Annotated in this window: 14 protein-coding genes, 2 tRNA genes and 1 pseudogene; 5 read left to right on the forward strand and 12 right to left on the reverse strand. The window is 67.2% G+C overall.

Translation table 11 applies throughout. The features are described 5' to 3' along the window. Positions 1–204 (forward strand): annotated as a pseudogene (locus A5771_RS04455) (hypothetical protein); the annotation flags it as partial. Then, on the forward strand, positions 201–2,069 hold the full coding sequence (pknB, locus tag A5771_RS04460; protein ID WP_064854001.1) for a Stk1 family PASTA domain-containing Ser/Thr kinase: 1,869 nt from the start codon (positions 201–203) through the stop codon (positions 2,067–2,069). The pseudogene A5771_RS04455 and the gene pknB, both read left to right, overlap by 4 nt. A gap of 4 nt (positions 2,070–2,073) precedes the next feature. On the opposite strand, the gene A5771_RS04465 is transcribed toward pknB, so the two are convergent. Both A5771_RS04465 and A5771_RS04470 read right to left on the reverse strand, forming a co-directional pair. Further along, positions 2,074–2,754: an aminodeoxychorismate/anthranilate synthase component II gene (locus tag A5771_RS04465; RefSeq protein WP_064854046.1), complete on the reverse strand. Its 681-nt coding sequence runs from the start codon at positions 2,752–2,754 to the stop codon at positions 2,074–2,076. Between the two features lie 20 nt (positions 2,755–2,774). Next, positions 2,775–3,527, reverse strand: a complete 753-nt coding sequence (locus A5771_RS04470) for a DUF881 domain-containing protein (RefSeq protein ID WP_064854002.1) — start codon at positions 3,525–3,527, stop codon at positions 2,775–2,777. Positions 3,528–3,619: 92 nt separating this feature from the next. Here A5771_RS04470 and crgA point away from each other — a divergent pair, with 92 nt between their 5' ends. Together crgA and A5771_RS04480 are read left to right on the forward strand one after the other, a co-directional pair. Next, the gene (crgA, locus tag A5771_RS04475) at positions 3,620–3,901 is read left to right on the forward strand and encodes a cell division protein CrgA (RefSeq protein ID WP_064854003.1); all 282 of its coding nucleotides are present in this window, start codon (positions 3,620–3,622) and stop codon (positions 3,899–3,901) included. 140 nt (positions 3,902–4,041) lie between these two features. Next, a complete protein-coding gene (locus tag A5771_RS04480; protein ID WP_064854004.1) occupies positions 4,042–4,473 on the forward strand; it encodes a PH domain-containing protein in 432 nt (143 codons plus the stop codon). A 10-nt stretch (positions 4,474–4,483) separates the two neighbouring features. On the opposite strand, the gene A5771_RS04485 is transcribed toward A5771_RS04480, so the two are convergent. Beyond that, entirely contained in the window at positions 4,484–5,014 is a 531-nt protein-coding gene (locus A5771_RS04485; protein ID WP_428844384.1) for a peptidylprolyl isomerase, read from the reverse strand. Between the two features lie 58 nt (positions 5,015–5,072). Between A5771_RS04485 and cwsA the strand changes: the two genes are divergently transcribed. After that, the gene (gene cwsA / locus A5771_RS04490; RefSeq protein WP_064854005.1) at positions 5,073–5,498 is read left to right on the forward strand and encodes a cell wall synthesis protein CwsA; all 426 of its coding nucleotides are present in this window, start codon (positions 5,073–5,075) and stop codon (positions 5,496–5,498) included. 8 nt (positions 5,499–5,506) lie between these two features. Here the strand turns inward: cwsA and A5771_RS04495 are convergent. From A5771_RS04495 to dnaA, 9 genes are all read right to left on the reverse strand, one after another. Next, positions 5,507–5,579, reverse strand: a tRNA-Ala gene (locus tag A5771_RS04495). A gap of 12 nt (positions 5,580–5,591) precedes the next feature. Beyond that, positions 5,592–5,665, reverse strand: a tRNA-Ile gene (locus A5771_RS04500). A gap of 72 nt (positions 5,666–5,737) precedes the next feature. Then, positions 5,738–6,568: a DUF3566 domain-containing protein gene (locus tag A5771_RS04505; protein WP_064854006.1), complete on the reverse strand. Its 831-nt coding sequence runs from the start codon at positions 6,566–6,568 to the stop codon at positions 5,738–5,740. A 55-nt stretch (positions 6,569–6,623) separates the two neighbouring features. Next, positions 6,624–10,379 (reverse strand): intein-containing DNA gyrase subunit A, encoded by a 3,756-nt coding sequence (gyrA, locus tag A5771_RS04510; RefSeq protein WP_064854007.1) that lies wholly within the window; start codon positions 10,377–10,379, stop codon positions 6,624–6,626. 42 nt (positions 10,380–10,421) lie between these two features. Further along, entirely contained in the window at positions 10,422–12,437 is a 2,016-nt protein-coding gene (gene gyrB / locus A5771_RS04515) for a DNA topoisomerase (ATP-hydrolyzing) subunit B (protein ID WP_064854008.1), read from the reverse strand. A 245-nt stretch (positions 12,438–12,682) separates the two neighbouring features. Further along, entirely contained in the window at positions 12,683–13,240 is a 558-nt protein-coding gene (locus tag A5771_RS04520) for a DUF721 family protein (protein ID WP_064854009.1), read from the reverse strand. Beyond that, complete coding sequence (gene recF / locus A5771_RS04525) at positions 13,237–14,397, reverse strand: DNA replication/repair protein RecF (RefSeq protein ID WP_064854010.1); 1,161 nt, start codon at positions 14,395–14,397, stop codon at positions 13,237–13,239. Before recF ends, A5771_RS04520 begins: the two co-directional genes overlap by 4 nt. A gap of 37 nt (positions 14,398–14,434) precedes the next feature. Beyond that, on the reverse strand, positions 14,435–15,631 hold the full coding sequence (dnaN, locus tag A5771_RS04530) for a DNA polymerase III subunit beta (protein ID WP_064854011.1): 1,197 nt from the start codon (positions 15,629–15,631) through the stop codon (positions 14,435–14,437). Positions 15,632–16,162: 531 nt separating this feature from the next. Further along, complete coding sequence (gene dnaA, locus A5771_RS04535; protein WP_064854012.1) at positions 16,163–17,632, reverse strand: chromosomal replication initiator protein DnaA; 1,470 nt, start codon at positions 17,630–17,632, stop codon at positions 16,163–16,165. Positions 17,633–17,871: the final 239 nt, after the last annotated feature.

Here is a 17,871-nt window from a genome sequence, read left to right on the forward strand (position 1 = left end):
GCGCGCGGCTGTGGGAGGCGCCGGGTACTGGGCACGCTGGCGATCATCATCGCGGTGCTGATCGTGGTGAACGCCAAGAGTCCGGGCGGCTCGCTGGCGCCGGCCACCGTCACCGACACCGGTGGCCCGCCGGTCGAATCGTCGAGCTCTGAGTCGCCCCCCGCGCACTCTTCGGGCTGGTCCTGGACCAGGACGGCACAATGACCACCCCGCAGCGGCTCTCCGACCGCTATGAGCTCGGCGAGATCCTCGGCTTCGGCGGCATGTCGGAGGTGCACCGGGCGGTCGACACCCGGCTGCACCGCGACGTGGCCGTCAAGGTGCTGCGTGCCGACCTGGCCCGCGACCCGAGCTTTTATCTGCGCTTCCGGCGTGAGGCGCAGAACGCCGCTGCCCTGAATCACCCGGCGATCGTCGCGGTTTATGACACCGGCGAAGCGGAGACCCCGGCCGGTCCGCTGCCCTACATCGTGATGGAGCTTGTCGAGGGCGTCACGCTGCGCGACATCGTGCACAACGACGGCCCGATGCCGCCCACCCGTGCCATCGAGGTGATCGCCGACGCCTGCCAGGCGCTGAACTTTTCCCACCAGCACGGCATCATTCACCGCGATGTCAAGCCGGCCAACATCATGATCGACAAGCACAACGCGGTGAAGGTGATGGACTTCGGCATCGCCCGCGCGGTCGCCGACGCCGGCAACAGCGTCACCCAGACCGCGGCGGTGATCGGCACCGCCCAGTATCTGTCCCCCGAGCAGGCCCGCGGCGAGGGCGTCGACGCCCGCTCCGACGTCTACTCGCTGGGCTGCGTGCTGTACGAAATCCTCACCGGCGAAGCACCTTTCGTTGGTGACTCGCCGGTTGCGGTGGCCTACCAACATGTCCGCGAAGATCCGGTACCACCATCGCAGCGCCTGCCGGGCCTGCCCGCCGACCTCGACGCCGTGGTGCTCAAAGCGCTGGCGAAGAACCCGGACAACCGCTACCAGACGGCCGCCGAGATGCGCGCCGACCTGGTTCGGGTGCACAACGGGGAGAAGCCCGAGGCGCCTCGGGTGCTCACCGACGCCGACCGCGCCTCAATGATGGCGCCCCGGGCGGGTGATGCGACACAGACCGACCCGCTGCCGCGCCAGGAACTCGACTTCGGCCACGAGCGGCCGGGTTCGGTGGGCCGGTGGTTGATCGCCGCGATCGTGCTGGCGGTACTGACCGTCATCGTCACGGTGTCGATCAACAGTTTCGGGGGCCGCACCCACCAGATCCAGGTTCCCGACGTACGCGGTCGGGCGTCGGTCGATGCGATCGCCGAACTGCAGAACAAGGGCTTCAAGACCCGCACCGATCAGCGCGCCGACTCCGACGTCCCGCCGGATCATGTGATCAGCACCGACCCGCCGGCCGGCGCCCCGGCGAACAAGGGCGACAAGATCACCGTCAACGTGTCTTATGGTCCCGAGCAGCGCCAGGTGCCCGACGTGGCGTCATTGAGCTACGCCGACGCGGTCAAGAAGCTCACCGCCGCCGGGTTCGGCCGGTTCAAGCAGGTCGACTCGCCGTCGACCCCGGAGCTCAAGGGCAAGGTGGTCGGCACCAACCCGCCGGCCAACCAGACCACGGCCATCACCAACGAGATCGTGATCGTGATCGGCAGCGGCCCGGCCACCAAGCCCGTTCCCGATGTCACCGGGCAGACGGTGGAGCTCGCGCAGAAGAACCTGACCGTCTACGGCTTCACCAAGATCACCGAGGTGGCGGTGGACAGCCCGCGCCCGGCCGGCGAGGTGATCGCCACCAGCCCGCCCACGGGGGAGACCGTGCCGGTCGACGGGGTGATCGAGCTGCGAGTGTCCCGGGGCAATCAGTTCGTCATGCCGGATGTGACCGGAATGTTCTGGACCGACGCCGAACCGCAGCTACGTGCGTTGGGCTGGACCGGGATGCTGATCAAGGGCGCCGACGTCGACGCCGGCGGCTCCGGCCACAACCGAGTGCTCTACCAGAGCCCGGCGGCGGGCCAGGGCGTCAACACCGACGGCAACATCACCCTGCGCTTCGGCCAATAGGCGGTCAGCTGACCGCGGGAACCGGTGTCACCGCGGTCTGCACCGTGGCGGCGATCTCGTCCTCCAACCGGCGCACCAAAGTGTCGTCGCACGCGTAGCCGCAACAGACCAGCCAATTGGCCAGCATCCGGTGGCCGCCCTCGGTGAGGATGGATTCCGGGTGGAACTGCACCCCGTGGATGGGCAGCTCGGTGTGCCGGACCCCCATGATCACCCCACCGCGGGTGCGCGCCGTCACCTCCAGGGCGGCGGGCAGCGTCTCGGGCAGGATCGTCAACGAGTGATACCTGGTGGCGGTAAATGGATCCGGCAGACCCGTCAGCACCCCGGTGTCGGTGTGGAAGACGGTGCTGGTCTTACCGTGCAGCAACTCCGGCGCCCGGCCCACAGTGGCGCCGAAGGCGACGCCGATGGCCTGGTGCCCCAGGCACACGCCCAGCAGGGGGATCCGCGCTGCGGCGCACGCGCGGACCAGGGCGATGGACGCGCCGGCGCGTTCGGGGGTGCCCGGCCCCGGACTGAGCAGCACCCCGTCGAAGCCGGTCACCACTACGTCCAGGGCGGCCGGGTCGGCCAGGCGGGCGTCGTCGTTGCGCCACACGTCAGCCTGCACTCCCAACTGGCCCAGGTATTGCACCAGGTTGAATACAAAGCTGTCGTAATTGTCGACGACCAGGATCCGCACGCTCACAGGTTACCGGGACTTCAGTAGTCGACCGGGCCGGCCGGGACGGCGTAGCGCATTCGGGCCGGCGCGGGGGCCTCGACCACCTGCAGATTCTCATCGACTTGTTCGCTGTAGCCCAGGCCGAACCGGATCACATACTGCTTGTACAGCGTGACCAGGGGAGCGTCGGCCAGCGCGGCCTGCATCGCCGCCGGGTCGCCGATCGCGGTGATGACATAGGGCGGGCTGTAGGTCCGACCGGCCAGCAGCAAGGTGTTGCCGACGCACCGCGGCGCCGACTCCGCGGTGATCCGCTGGTCCTGCATCTGGACGGCCTCGGCGCCAGCGCTCCACACCGCGTTGAGCACCGCGGAGATGTCCTGCTGGTGGACCACCAGGTCGTCCGGGGAGGCGTCGCGGGGGAACCGGCCGTTGGCGTCGCGCTGGGCATCGGTGAGGGTCACGACCAGGCCCGGCCCGTACACCGCCTCCAAGCCGGCCGCCTCGGCCATCTGCGCGGTGCGATTGCGCATCGCCGAGAGCGCCGCGCCGGCTCCGCGGCCATGCACCGATCCCACCGCGGTCGCCAGCGCGTCGCGTTTGTCGGTGAGTTCCTCCACGGTGGATTGGGTGGAGCGGACCAGGTCGACCAGCCGCGGTGCGTCGCCGCGGCGGATCTCCTTGCCGCCGGAGACACCGTGGGTGGCCGCCAGCAGCAGACCGGCCAGCAGACACACCAGGGGAACGCCGACCCGCCAGGGGGAGCGGCGGCCGGGGTACGCGACCTCCATCGGCTCTCCAATTCTCGGCTGGTTGCCGGGCTGGGTTAATCTCGTACCGACCCATACTCGCAGCTTCACCGCCGCACTGTCCCGAGGTACTGATGCCCAAGTCGAAGGTTCGCAAGAAGACCAGCTTCACTCCCTCGGCGGTGAGCCGCACGCCGGTCAAGGTCAAGGGCGGGCCGTCGAGCGCGTGGTTCGTCGCGCTGTTTCTGGGGCTGATGCTGTTCGGGCTGGTGTGGCTGATGGTGTACCAGCTGGCGGCCACCGGCTTGGACACCCCTGCGGCACTCACCTGGATGAGCGAGCTCGGCCCGTGGAACTACGCGATCGCGTTTGCTTTCATGATCACCGGGCTGTTGCTCACGATGCGCTGGCGCTGAGCGGCGCTGGCCTGCGATTTCGGTTATGTGGCGCGGTCCGCGATGCCAGCGAGGTAACCAAGCGGTTGCTCAATCACATCGATGTGATTTATCCCCACTGTGGACAACCCCTGTAGATAACCTCAAAACTGCAGGTCGCCTTGTCTGAGGAACAGCGCCAGCAAACCCAGTGGTCGCCTCCAGCCGGCGGAATCGCTGGTTGCGCGCTTGCCGGCGCGGTGTTAGCTATCAGCGCTGTGACGCTCGCCACAGATCTACCCGGACGGCTTCTGGCCGGCATTGCCGGAGTCGGCCTGATGGTGTTTGCCGGTTTCTCCTGGCAGGCCCGGCCCAAACTGGCGCTCACCCCGCAGGGGCTGGCGGTGCGCGGCTGGCGGCGCACCCGGATTCTGGCCCCCGGTAGCCTCGCGCGGGTCCGCGTCACCGAGTTCCAGCGAATCGGGCGCAAGCATCGGCTGCTCGAAATCGAGACCGACGACGACCTGCTGATCCTGTCCCGGTGGGATCTGGGAACCGATCCCCGCGACGTCTTCGATGCCCTGACAGCGGCCGGTTACACCGGCCGTCGTTGAGAGGCCTCCGTCAGGAGACGGTGATCGACTCGATGACGACGGGCTCGGTGGGCCGGTCGGCGCGGTCGGTCGCGGTGGTGGCGATGGCGTCCACGACACCCTGTGAGTCGGGGTCGACGACCTCACCGAAGATGGTGTGCTTGCGGTTCAGGTGCGGGGTCTGGCCGACGGTGATGAAGAACTGCGAGCCGTTGGTGCCCGGGCCGGCGTTGGCCATCGCCAGCAGGTAGGGCTTGTCGAAGACCAGCTCGGGGTGGAACTCGTCCTCGAACTTGTACCCCGGGCCGCCGCGACCGGTGCCGGTCGGGTCGCCGCCCTGGATCATGAAGCCGCCGATCACGCGGTGGAACACCGCGCCGTCGTAGAACGGGCCCGACGAGCCGCCGGAGGCGTTGGTGGTCGAGTACTCCTTGGTGCCCTGGGCCAGCCCGACGAAGTTGGCGACGGTTTTGGGGGCGTGGTTGCCGAACAGCGCGATCTTGATGTCGCCGCGATTGGTGTGCAGCGTGGCGGTGGCGGTGGCGATGGGGCTGGAGGTCATGGGATGACAGTGTGCCATTCGCGGCGTGGTGGGCTGCGTCACGGGTAGCGTTGCAGCCATGCGCCTGTCGACCCAGAACCACCTGACTCACCGTGAACGCCTGACCCGGGGCCTGGCACACACCGCGGGCGGGCCGGTCGACGTGGCACGGGGCGCCGTCGGGCTCAGTGGGGCCGCGGTGCAACGCGGCGCGGTGGAACTACGCCGGCGCTACCGGGAGAGCCGGCTGGCCGACCACGTCGCCGACGCTGCCGATGCCGCCGCCCGCGAGTTGGTCGCCGCCGGGGAGGTGGTCGCCGGGCTGCCGGAGGTGCTCGCGTACGGCGAGCCGCGGCGTCGCCGGATTCGCCGTTCCTGGGTGATCGCCGGGGTGGCCGGTGCAGCGCTGCTGGCCGGTGGAGTGGTGGTGCTGATCCGCCGGTCGGATCGGCCGGAAGAATCCTCGCCGCGACCGCCGAGCGTGGACGCGCCGCACAAGATTTGACAAAAGTGTGGAGCCTAGGAGATTCGAACTCCTGACATCTGCCTTGCAAAGGCAGCGCTCTACCAACTGAGCTAAGGCCCCTGATGGGACTCGTGGGCCTAGGAGGACTCGAACCTCCGACCTCTTCGTTATCAGCGAAGCGCTCTAACCGCCTGAGCTATAGGCCCGTAGTCGACTACGACCGAGCGCCGAGATTACCGCACCCGAGGCCCCGCGACCAAAATGGCCCAAAATGCCGGTCAGTCCCGGTCGGCCAGGGTGACCTCGACGCCGCCGACCACATCGGTGCTCAGGTTGTAGATCACCACACCGAGGGTGGCCATCGCGGTCAGCACGACGACGTTCACCAGCCCGATCAGGGCTGCGCCGCCGAAGATCGAACTGCCCGAAACCAGTTCCGCGGCACTGTTATTGGTCAACAAATCACCGACGTTGCTGTTCAGCTTGCTCCAGACACCCATCGCTCCCAGCAGGACGTACAGCACGGCCACGGCGATCATCCAGACGAAGAACAGCGCCGTCGACAACAGCAGCGACACCTTCAGCGCGCTCCACGGGTCGATGCGCCGGATCTGCATGCTGGCCCGCACCGGGCCGCGCGGTCCGGCCGACACCTGTGGGCGCCGCGCCGCCGGACGCCGCTGGGCCGGTTCGGACAGATCCGGCAACTCGCTGCCGTAGGCGTCCTCGGACGACCCGGGCGGGGCGGCCTGGGCCGGCTTGGCCGGTGGCTGAGCCGGCTTGGCCGGTGGGTTGGCGGGCTTGGCAGGCGCCGGTTGCGCAGCACCGGGCGCGGCGGTGCCGGAGACGAAGCGGCGCAGCCGGTCATCGACGCCGGCGGAGCGGGCCGTCGCGTTGGGCTCGGCCGGCCGGGCCGGTTCGCCGGCCCGGGCCGGGGCGGGTTGGCGGTTCTGGCCCCCGCGCGGCCAGGGCGGCGCGTCGCCGCTCTCGGCGATCCGGCCCGAGCGGCCCGCGGGCCGCTGGCCTGCGGCGTCGGCCGAACCGCTGCCCGGGGGCTCGGTGTTACCCGGGCCGTTGCCCGGATGCCCCGGCTCATTCGGTGCGCTCACCCACGGCTCCTTCGCTGTGTATCCGAGCCGCCCGGCGGCTGGGTTTCTCGTCGGTTCAGCTACCCGACTCCTCGTCGGCCGGCTCTTCGTCGGCGTTCCGCGCGATCGCTATCAGTGTGTCGCCCTCGCCCAAGTTCATCAACCGGACCCCCTTGGTCTGCCGGCCGGCCTTGCGAACCTGCCGCGCCGCGGTGCGGATCACTCCGCCGCCGGAGGTGATCGCGTAGAGCTCACTGTCGTCGTCGACGATCAGCGCCCCGACCAGCCGGCCGCGGCGTTTGTCGTACTGGACGGTCAGGATGCCCTTGCCGCCGCGGCCCTGTGCGGTGTACTCCTCGATCGCGGTCCGCTTGGCGTACCCGCCTGCGGTGGCCACCAGCAGATAGGTGCCCTCGCGGACCACGTTGAGCGACAGCAGGTAGTCCTCGGCGTTGAAGCGCATGCCCTGGACGCCCGACGTCGCGCGGCCCATCGGACGCAGCGCCTCATCGGTCGCGGAGAACCGGATGGACTGCCCCAAGGCCGACACCAACAGCAGGTCGTCCTCGGCCGAACACAGCATCGCGCCGACCAGCTCGTCGCCCTCGCGCAAGTTGATCGCGACGATGCCGCCGGACCGGTTCGAGTCGAAGTCGGTCAGCTTGGACTTCTTGACCAGGCCGTTGCGGGTGGCCAGCACCAGATACGGCGCGTCCTCGTAGCTCCTGATCTGGATGACCTGGGCGATGCGCTCCTCGGGCTGGAAGGCCAGCAGGTTGGCGACGTGTTGGCCGCGTGCGGTGCGCAACGCCTCCGGCAGGTCGTAGGCCTTGGCCCGGTACACCCGGCCCTGCGTGGTGAAGAACAGGATCCAGTCGTGGGTGGAGCAGACGAAGAAGTGCGCGACGATGTCGTCTTGCTTGAGGCCGGCGCCCTGCACACCCTTGCCGCCGCGTTTCTGGCTGCGGTACAGATCGGTCTTGGTGCGCTTGGCATAACCGGTCTCGGTGATCGTGACGACGACATCCTCACGGGCGATCAGATCCTCGTCGGCGACGTCGCCGTCGGCGGCGATGATCCGGCTGCGCCGGTCGTCGCCGTACTTCTCGACGATTTCGGCGAGCTCGTCGCGCACGATCCCGCGTTGCCGTTCGGGCTTGGCCAGAATGTCTTCCAGGTCGGCGATCTCGGCCTCGATCTTGGCCAGGTCGTCGACGATCTTCTGGCGCTCCAGCGCGGCCAGGCGCCGCAGCTGCATGTCCAGAATCGCTTGCGCCTGAATCTCATCGATGTCGAGCAGCTCGATCAGGCCCTGGCGTGCGATGTCGACGGTCTCCGAGCGACGGATCAGCGCGATGACCTCGTCGAGAGCGTCGAGCGCCTTGACCAGACCGCGCAGGATGTGCGCCCGTTCGTTGGCCTTGCGCAACCGGTAGGTGGTGCGCCGCACGATCACATCGAGTTGGTGCGCGACGTAGTACCGGATCATCTGATCCAGCCGCAGGGTGCGCGGCACCCCGTCGACGATCGAGAGCATGTTGGCGCCGAAGCTGGTCTGCAGCTGGGTGTGCTTGTAGAGGTTGTTCAGCACCACCTTCGCCACCGCGTCGCGCTTGATCTCGACGACGATGCGCAGGCCTTCCCGGTCGCTGCTCTGGTCCTCGATGTTGGCGATTCCGACCAGCTTTCCGTCGCGCACCTGTTCGGCGATCGACGTGATGAAGTTGTCGTGGTTCACCTGGTAGGGCAGCTCGGTGATGACCAGCAGCGAACGCCCGCGCGAGTCCTCCTCGATCTCGACCACGCCGCGCATCCGGATGGAGCCTCGGCCGGTCCGGTAGGCGTCGTTGATGCCCTGCGATCCGACGATCAGGCCGGAGGTGGGGAAGTCCGGGCCCTTGACCCGCTCCATCACCGCTTCCAGGGTGGCCTCTTCGTCGGCGTCGTAGTTCTCCAGGCACCAGAACACCGCTTCGGCCAGCTCGCCCAGGTTGTGCGGCGGGATGTTGGTCGCCATGCCGACCGCGATGCCGCCGGAGCCGTTGGCCAGCAGGTTCGGGAACCGGCTGGGCAGCACCGTCGGCTCCTGCACCCGACCGTCGTAGTTGGGGATGAAATCGACTGTCTCCTCGTCGATTTCGCGTAACATCTCCATGGCCAGCGGGGTCAGACGGGCCTCGGTGTTGTGGCTGACGAACCCGTTGGTGATGAAAGCGTGGTCCTCGGTGTCCACCCGCAGGCTGTAGACGGGCTGGACGCCGGAATCGGTGACCGAGGCGACCTGGGCGTAGTAGAACCGCCCGTCGGTGAGCTCGGAAGCGATCGCGCGGACGTCGGGATCGGCGATGCGCGAAAGGATCGCTGCGCCATCGCGCCGCCATCGAGACAGCCGGTCGATGTTGTGGCGGTTCAGCCAGTCCTTGTCGACCCAACGGCTACCGCCTTGCCTGCGGATAAACGAACTCAGCCCCGGAACGTGATCATCGTCCATACCGGCGCACGGCGGCAGAGACGACAGGATACCGACCAGCTTCTGCTGTTTGGCGCCGCCGAAGCCCACCTGCCCCGCGAACAGCTCAGCTTGCCCGCGGTTGGTCATGACGACCTTGTGTTCGCCGGTGGCGTGCCGGTACCGCTTGGAGATCACCCCGAACTCGAGCAGCATCTGCTGCACGTCCTTGGCCAGGCGCTCGCTGCGGGTGGAGTAGGACACCTGGACCGCGTTACGCGGCAGGGACGAGCAGGAACCGTCGCCTTCGAACAGCGCCTGCAGGAACACCCGCTTGACGGCCGCCGGCGAATGCCAGATCCACTCCGGTATCGACTTCTCCGCCGACCGCTGGCCGACGAGTTCCGCCAGCCGCGACTCCTTCAAGTCGGACAAATTGTGGACATCGAGCTCGTGCAGCAGCGAGCCCGACTTGATGATGCGCTGCGATACATACCGCGGGCCGCCCACAACCGCGTCATAGGCCGTTACAACCATCTCGAAGTAATCAGCGTCGAGGTTGTTGAAACCGGCACGGTCTTCGGAGACGAAGCCCTCGCTGACGAAGGCGCCGGCCAGCAGCGCTTCCATCGTCGGCTGCCAGTCCGCGGGCCCGAACTCGGCCGGCGGCGTCCGTTGCAGCGCAACGCGATCACCCGGCCGAATTTCCTCGACCAGCTTCCACAACAGAGTCGGAACGCCCGCAACATCCACAAGGCACAGCAACGGGTGGTTCGCCGTACCGGATACTTCGTAACCCTCGGCGGTCCGCACCGTGTACGTCTGGTGCTCACCGGAGTGAAACAGCCTGTCGGCGACCACCGGGTTGCCGTGCCGGTCCACGACCTTCAACTCAACGATGTTGTCGGAGTTGGGTCGGGCGTTCCCGACGACATTACCGATACGCACGGATTGTCCGAACGGCAACCGCACCAATGCATCTGCGGTCACGCAGTAACGCATCGCGGCCGGCGGATCGTTGCCCGGTGATCCGAAGTTGCCCTGGCCGTCGACCAGGGGGTAGCGCAGCGACCACGGCTGGGCCATCCGCACCAGGGTGTCGTAGATCGACGAGTCGCCATGCGGGTGGTAGTTCCCCATCGTCTCGGCGACCGAGCGGGCCGACTTGGCGTGGCCGCGGTCCGGGCGGAACCCCGAGTCGAACATCGCGTAGAGCACCCGGCGGTGCACCGGCTTGAGGCCGTCGCGCACCTCGGGCAGCGCCCGGCCCACGATCACGCTCATCGCGTAGTCGATGTAGCTGCGCTGCATCTCCTGCTGGATGTCGACCGGCTCGATCCGCTCCACCGAGTCGTCTCCGGGCGGCAGCGTGGTGTCTGTCATCTATTCCTCGTTCAGTCCGCTGTCGGGTAAGGCCAGATTTCGCTAAACGTCCAAGAAACGAACGTCTTTGGCATTGCGCGTGATGAAGCTGCGCCGCGCCTCGACGTCCTCGCCCATCAGGATCGAGAAGAGTTCGTCGGCCGCCGCGGCATCGTCGAGGGTGATCTGGCGCAGCACCCGCGCCGTCGGGTCCATCGTGGTCTCCCACAACTCCTTGGCGTTCATCTCACCGAGACCCTTGTACCGCTGGATACCGTCGTCGGTGTTGATCTTCTTGCCGGCTGCTCGGCCCGCCTCCAGCAGACCGTCGCGTTCCCGGTCCGAGTAGGCGAACTCGGGCTCGGAACCCCGCTGCCACTTGAGTTTGTACAGCGGCGGCTGGGCCAGAAAGACGTGGCCATGCTCTACCAGCGGCCGCATGAAGCGGAACAGCAACGTCAGTAGCAGGGTCGAGATATGTTGGCCGTCAACGTCGGCGTCGGCCATCAACACGATCTTGTGATAGCGCAGCTTGCTGATGTCGAACTCGTCGTGGATGCCGGTGCCCAGCGCGGTGATGATCGCCTGGACCTCGTTGTTCTTCAGCACCCGGTCGATCCGGGCCTTTTCGACATTGATGATCTTCCCGCGCAGCGGCAGGATAGCTTGGAACATCGAGTCGCGGCCGCTCTTGGCCGATCCGCCGGCTGAATCCCCTTCCACCACATACAGTTCGCACTTGGTCGGGTCATTGGAGCGGCAGTCGGCCAGCTTGCCGGGCAACCCGCCCAGGTCGGTGGCGCTCTTGCGCCGCACCAGTTCTCGCGCTTTTCGCGCCGCCATCCGGGCCTGCGCCGACGACACCGCCTTGTTGATGACCGTCTTGGCTTCGGCCGGGTTTGCCTCGAACCAGTGGCTGAGCTGTTCGTTGCAGACCTTCTGCACGAACGACTTCACCTCGGTGTTGCCCAGTTTCGTCTTGGTCTGGCCCTCGAACTGCGGTTGGGCCACCTTGACCGAGATGACCGCCGCCAGCCCCTCGCGGATGTCGTCGCCGGTGAGGTTGGGGTCCTTGTCTTTGAGCAACTTCTTGTCTTTGGCGTACTTGTTCACCACGCTGGTCAGCGCCGAGCGGAAGCCCTCTTCGTGGGTGCCGCCCTCGGCGGTGTTGATGGTGTTGGCGAAGGTGTGCACCGATTCGGAGTAGCCGCCGTTCCACTGCATCGCAATCTCGACCTCGTGGCCGGTGCCCTTGCCGTCGAAGTCGATGATCGTGGGGTGGATCGCGGTTTTCGTCCGGTTGATGTGCGCGACGAAATCACGCAAGCCGCCCGGATAGTGGAAGACGCGGTGCTTGACCTTGTGCGGCGCTTGGGCTTCGGCCGCCTGGTCCTCGGCGGACTTCGGCGCCTCGGCGGTGTCGCTGACCACCTCGTCGACGACCTCTTCGGTGCGTACCCGCTCGTCGGTGAGCTCGATGGTCAGGCCCTTGTTGAGGAACGCCATCTCCTGCAGCCGCCGCGCGACGGTCTCGAAGTCGTAGTTGGTGGTCTCGAAGACGTCCGGGTCGGCCCAGAATCGGATGGTGGTGCCGGAGGACTTCGTCTTGTCGCCCTTTTTCAGGGTGCCGGGCACGGATTTGTCGTAGGTCTGGAACCACTCGTAGCCGTCGCGGCGGATATCGGCTTCCAGCCGGGTGGACAGCGCGTTGACCACCGAGACACCGACGCCGTGCAGGCCGCCGGAGACGCTGTAGGCGCCTTCCTCGAATTTGCCGCCGGCGTGCAGCACGGTCATCACGACGTCCACGGTGGGCACACCGGTGGAATGCATGGCCACCGGGATCCCGCGGCCGTCGTCGATGACCTCGACGCCGCCGTCCTCGAGGATGCGCACCGCCACCTTGCTGGCGAAGCCGGCCATCGCCTCATCGACGGCGTTGTCGACGACCTCCCAGATCAGGTGGTGGAGCCCGCGTTCACCGGTGGAACCGATGTACATCCCGGGTCGTTTACGGACGGCTTCGAGGCCTTCGAGAACCTTGATCGAATCGGCACCATATTTGTTTTGGGCAGCCACGGTCGGGGAGCTCTCCTCAGAGTCGCAAGCAAGCAGTCGGCGCACCACAGCACAGGATGCGCGGGGGATACTGCAACAGTCTACCGTGACGAACCGACGGCGGGCATTTTCTTGTGGCGTTTCCACCCATCTGATTGCGTCGTGGCGCGGATATCGCGCTCAATGGCGTGTCCGGCCGCTGGCCGGAGCAATTTTCGGGCTCGTAGCGCCGCTGAGCCGCTGATCGCCCGGCGGCTCTGCCCGGGCTAGCCGTAGGTGTCGCGCGGCCCGCGGCCCGAGACGTGCAGAGGACCCTTGCGCCACGACGGAGCGGTCGGGCCGGTGATCTTCAGCGTCGTCACCACCCCATCGCCGACCGCCGCGGCAATTTTCGCCAGCAACTGTGCCTGCACGAGCCGCAGCTGGGTGGCCCAGGCCGTCGATTCCGCCGACACGCTCAGCACTCCCTCGGAGAGCCGGGTCGGTGTCGCGTGCGCGGCGATGTCCTCGCCGACCACCGCGCGCCACCGGCCCAGGACGGTGCCCTCGGCGACCTGCGCCGACCAGCCCCGGGCCTGCGCGAGGTCGCGGGTGGCGGCGCCCAGCGTCTGGGGATCGCGGCGATCGGGTCCGGGCCCCGACCAGCTCCGGCGGCCGCCGCCGCTACCGGGCGTTCGCCGGCGCAGCGGCGCCCGGCGCCCCTGCCCGACGTCTTTGCCCTGGCTGCGCGCCGCCTCGCGGGCCTCGGCCAAGGTCCGCCGGACCAGATCCATGCCGGCCAGCCCGGCCAGGTGCGCCGGCGGTTCGACGTCCGAATCGCTCACGAGCCACCCCCGATCAGCTCCGACACCCTGCCGTGATCGCTTTCGGTGACCGCGATGTGGATCTGGCGGGCCTGCCAATCCGCCGGCACGTCCTCGGCGACGGCGGCGGTGATCAGCACCTGTTCGGCCGAAGCGGCCACCTCGGCGAGCGCGCGGCGGCGAGCAGCGTCCAACTCGGCGAAGACGTCGTCGAGCAGCAACACCGGTTCGGCGCCCTCGCTGCGCAACAGTTGGTACGCCGCCAACCGCAGCGCCAGCGCCATCGACCACGATTCCCCATGGCTGGCAAAGCCTTTCACCGGCCGGTCGCCCAGCCGCAGCTCCAACTCGTCGCGGTGCGGACCGACCAGACACACGCCGCGTTCCAGCTCCGCGCGCCTCCGGCTCGCCAATTCCGCCAAGAGCACTTCCTGGAGCTGGACCGGTCCTTCGCCGGCATCCTCAGCAGAAATCTCCACTTTGGGCCGGTAGGCCACCGCCGCGTTGCGGGTTCCGGGCGCAAGTAGTTGATAGGCCTTCTCAACCTCGGGTGCGAGCTGATTGACCAGGTCGATCCGGGCGGCCATGAGATCTGCGCCGTGCGCGGCAAGTTGGGCGTCCCAGACGTCGAGGGTGTCCAACACCGACCGGTCCCCGCGGTGCAGCGCGCCGGGCGCACTTTTGAGCAGCGCCGTGCGCTGCCGCAACACCTTGTCGTAATCGGCGCGCACCGCCGCGACCCGCGGCCGGCGCACACTGGCCAATTCGTCGAGGTAGCGGCGGCGCTCACCGGGGTCACCGCGGACCAGCGCCAGGTCCTCCGGGGCGAACAACACCGCGCGCAGCACCCCGACAACCTCGCGGGCGTGGCGCACCGGAGCCCGGTTCAGCCGGACCTTGTTGGCGCGTCCGGCGGCGATCTCCACATCGACCGCCAGTTCGCGGCCTTCGTTGACGACGATCGTCGACACCACCGACCGATCGGCGCCCGATCTGATCAGCGGGGCGTCGGTGGCTACCCGGTGCGAGCCCAAAGTTGACGAATACCACAGGGCCTCAATGAGATTGGTTTTACCGTAACCGTTGGGTCCGACCAGTACCGTCGCACCCGGTTCCAGTTCGAGGTCGACATGCGCCCAGGACCGGAACTCGCGCAGGCCCAGGTGGCGGACATACACCGCGAAACCACCCCTCCCGTCGTGGCGGCCGCGCCGGTCAGCCAGGCAGGCGAACCGGCATCAACAGGTAGACGTAATCCGACGCCACGGCCGGGAACGGGCCGGCGCCGCTGTGCACCGGATCGCCGTCACTGGCGGGTCGGAGCACAGCGGGCTTTTTGGGATCGGTGAAACCCATCGAGACCTTCTCGCTGTGCAGCGAGCCCAGCCCGTCGGTCAGATATGTCGGATTGAACGCGATGGTCAGCGGCTCACCGACGAAGTCCACCGGGAGGTCCTCCTCGGCCCGGCCGACATCCTCGGCGCCGGCGGACAACCGCAGGGTGCCCTCGGACAACTCCATCCGGACCTGCGCACCGCGATCGGCGACCAACGCGACACGTTTGATCGCCTCGGTCAGCTCGGCCACACCCATGGTGGCGACCGCAAGGTGCTCGCTGGGCAGCAGTTGGCGGAATTTCGGGAATTCGGCATCCAGCAGCCGGGTGGTGCTGCGCTTGCCTCCGCTGGTGATACCCAGTAGGCCTTCGCTGCCGACGGCCGGTCCGGCACCCAACGCCAGATGCACTTCGGTGCCATCACTGCTGGCCTTGGCGGCTTCGGCGAGGGTCTTGGCCGGCACCAGCACGGCAGCTTCGGTGCCCGGCGCCGATGACCAGGTCAATTCGCGCACTGCCAGCCGGAAGCGGTCGGTGGCAGCCAAAACCACTGTGTTACCCGATATTTCAACGCGAATGCCAGTCAACATCGGCAACGTGTCATCCCGGCCGGCGGCTACCGCCACCTGGCCGATCGCCTCGGCGAACAGGTCGGCGGGCAACACCCCGGTCTCGTCGGGCAACGTCGGCAGGGTGGGGTAGTCCTCAACGGTCATCGTCGGCAACGAGAACCGGGAATTACCGCACGTCAATGACGCCCGGGTGGCCTCCACCTGGACCTCAACCGGCTTGGCGGGAAGCGCCCGAGTGATATCCGACAGCAGCCGTCCGGACACCAAAACACTTCCCGGAGAGGCGATCTCAGCGGCCAGCTGGACCTCGGCAGAAACCTCGTAGTCGAACCCGGAGACGGTCAACCCGTTGTCGGATCCGGTCAGCAGCACCCCGGCCAGCAACGGCACGGTGGGCCGAGCCGGCAAGGATTTCGCGACCCACGCCACCGCGTCGGCGAAGTCGTCCCGGTCAAGGCGAAATCTCAAGTCGGTCAGACCCGCGTTCGTGGTCGCCGCGTCCATAGCGTCCTCTCGTCACCCCGATATCGAGCTCTACCCCGCGGCGACCGGTGAACATCCCCACCTGCGGCCGTGCAACGCCCTCGCACAGCGCAAGGGCGGTAGGTCACCAACCGTAGAGCCTAGAAGCCGTTCGTGAAAGTTAATCGATGACACCGGTGGGCCGCCAAGAGGCCTGCGCGTGGCTGACGCCGAGCGGTTGTGAACAGCCCCGCGCGACGCAAATCCCCAACGGCCTGTTTTGAAAGAGAAACGACGAAGAGATCCCAGTAATAGTAGTAAGGCCTGTGCATGCTGGGCACAGCGACGCATCGTCGCTGCTGAACACGGCGATGAGGCTGGGGACCAACCGTGCATAACACGCCGGGGCCGGCCGGGGCGGCTGTGGATGGAACCGCAGCTGTGTATCCCGGGCCGGTTCGTCATCGGATCATCGACAGGTTGTCCGCAGTGGTATCCACAGCCGACGGGCGTAACGGGTGATACGAGTGGGTCGGAAGTTTTTTGCAACACGCCCGCTGCCGGACGGCGGAATCAGCGCTTCGCGCGCTGCCGGATCCGGGTGGTGAGCTCTTTAACCTGATCGAAGACCTCGCGACGCTCGGCCATCTCGCCGCGGATCTTGCGTTCGGCGTACATCACCGTGGTGTGGTCGCGCCCGAATGCCTGCCCGATCTTGGGCAGGGACAGGTCCGTCAGCTCGCGACACAGATACATGGCGATCTGGCGGGATTGAGCCAGCGGGCGGGTCTTGCCGGGCCCCCGTAGTTCCTCGATGGAGGTGTCGAAGTACTCGGCGATCACCGCCATGATGATCGCTGCGCTGATCTGCATGGTGCTGGCGTCGGCGATCAAATCGCGCAGCACGATCTCGGCCAGCGCCCGATCGATCGGGGTCTTGTTGAGCGAGGCGAACGCGGTGACCCGGATCAGCGCGCCCTCGAGTTCGCGGATGTTGCGCTCGATGCTGGTAGCGATGAGTTCCAGCACGTCGCCCGGCACGTCGAGACGTTCCATCTGCGCCTTCTTGCGCAAGATGGCGATCCGAGTCTCCAGATCCGGCGGCTGGACGTCGGTGATCAAGCCCCATTCGAAACGGGTGCGTAGCCGATCTTCCAGCGTGGCAAGCTGTTTCGGCGCCCGATCGGAAGTGATCACGATCTGCTTGTTGGCGTTGTGCAGGGTGTTGAAGGTATGGAAGAACTCCTCCTGGATACCTTCTTTGCCTTCGATGAACTGGATGTCGTCGACGAGCAGGACATCGATGTCGCGGTAGCTGCGTTTGAAGGCGACCTTGCGGTCGTCGCGCAGCGAGTTGATGAAGTCGTTGGTGAACTCTTCGGTGGAGACGTACTTGACGCGCATCCCGGGAAAGAGTCGCTGGGTGTAGTTGCCGGCGGCGTGCAACAGGTGGGTTTTGCCCAGACCGGATTCACCCCAGATGAACAGCGGGTTGTACGCGCGGGCCGGAGCCTCGGCGATGGCTAGTGCGGCGGCGTGGGCGAACCGGTTGGACGTGCCGATGACGAACGTGTCAAAGGTGTAGCGCCGGTTCAGGCTTGCGCCGTCGGCGGTCGCCGAATCGTCACTGGGCCGCTCGGTGAAGTAGTTGGGCCAGTCGTATTCGACGTCGGTGGTGTCTTCGTCGTCTTCGTCCTCGCCGGCGCGGGCCGGGACCGCACCATCGAGGGAGGGGGATGCCTCGTCAGCCGGTGCTGGAGCGATGCGCACACCGAGTTCGATGTCATGCCCGAGCCGACGGCTCAGGGCAGCGGTGATCTGGGCGCGCAGGTGCCGTTCGATCTCGTTCTGCACAAAGCTGCTCGGGACCGCGAGTAGCGCGAAGCCCTCGACGATCGCCAACGGGTGGACCAGGTTGAGCCAGGCCTTCTGCTGGGGCGTCAGGACCGGGGCAGAGACATCGGGCGCGGGGGCTTCGCCGTTGAGTTCCGCGACCACCTCGTCCCACAAGGTGAGGAACGCCGACCCGGGGTCATCGGTCAATGACTCATCCCCCTGGTTCGAAGTCGTGCTGCACGGATCTCGTGCGGTGACATGCTATCCACACAGTTATCCACAGGTGTGGATGAGGTGCGTGTACCCCGTCGAGGCCCTCCGGGCCAGTTGCTCGGCAACGGCCACTCCAGACAGTCAGGCGATACCCGTGGCGCAGGCCGCGTCGTCCTCTTCGATTACGGCCGATTGCGCTCCAGTCGAGAAACTGCGCTGGCAAGCAAGTTAAC

Source organism: Mycolicibacter sinensis, assembly GCF_001667375.1.
GTDB classification, from domain to species: Bacteria; Actinomycetota; Actinomycetes; order Mycobacteriales; family Mycobacteriaceae; genus Mycobacterium; species Mycobacterium sinense_A.

Bases quoted from the DNA above. Each gene is read 5' to 3' on its own strand.
- pknB (WP_064854001.1), top strand. From the start codon at position 201: ATGACCACCCCGCAGCGGCTCTCCGACCGCTATGAGCTCGGCGAGATC.
- A5771_RS04470 (WP_064854002.1), bottom strand. From the start codon at position 3,527: ATGGAGGTCGCGTACCCCGGCCGCCGCTCCCCCTGGCGGGTCGGCGTT.
- crgA (WP_064854003.1), top strand. From the start codon at position 3,620: ATGCCCAAGTCGAAGGTTCGCAAGAAGACCAGCTTCACTCCCTCGGCG.
- A5771_RS04485 (WP_428844384.1), bottom strand. From the start codon at position 5,014: ATGACCTCCAGCCCCATCGCCACCGCCACCGCCACGCTGCACACCAAT.
- cwsA (WP_064854005.1), top strand. From the start codon at position 5,073: ATGCGCCTGTCGACCCAGAACCACCTGACTCACCGTGAACGCCTGACC.
- gyrA (WP_064854007.1), bottom strand. From the start codon at position 10,379: ATGACAGACACCACGCTGCCGCCCGGAGACGACTCGGTGGAGCGGATC.
- dnaN (WP_064854011.1), bottom strand. From the start codon at position 15,631: ATGGACGCGGCGACCACGAACGCGGGTCTGACCGACTTGAGATTTCGC.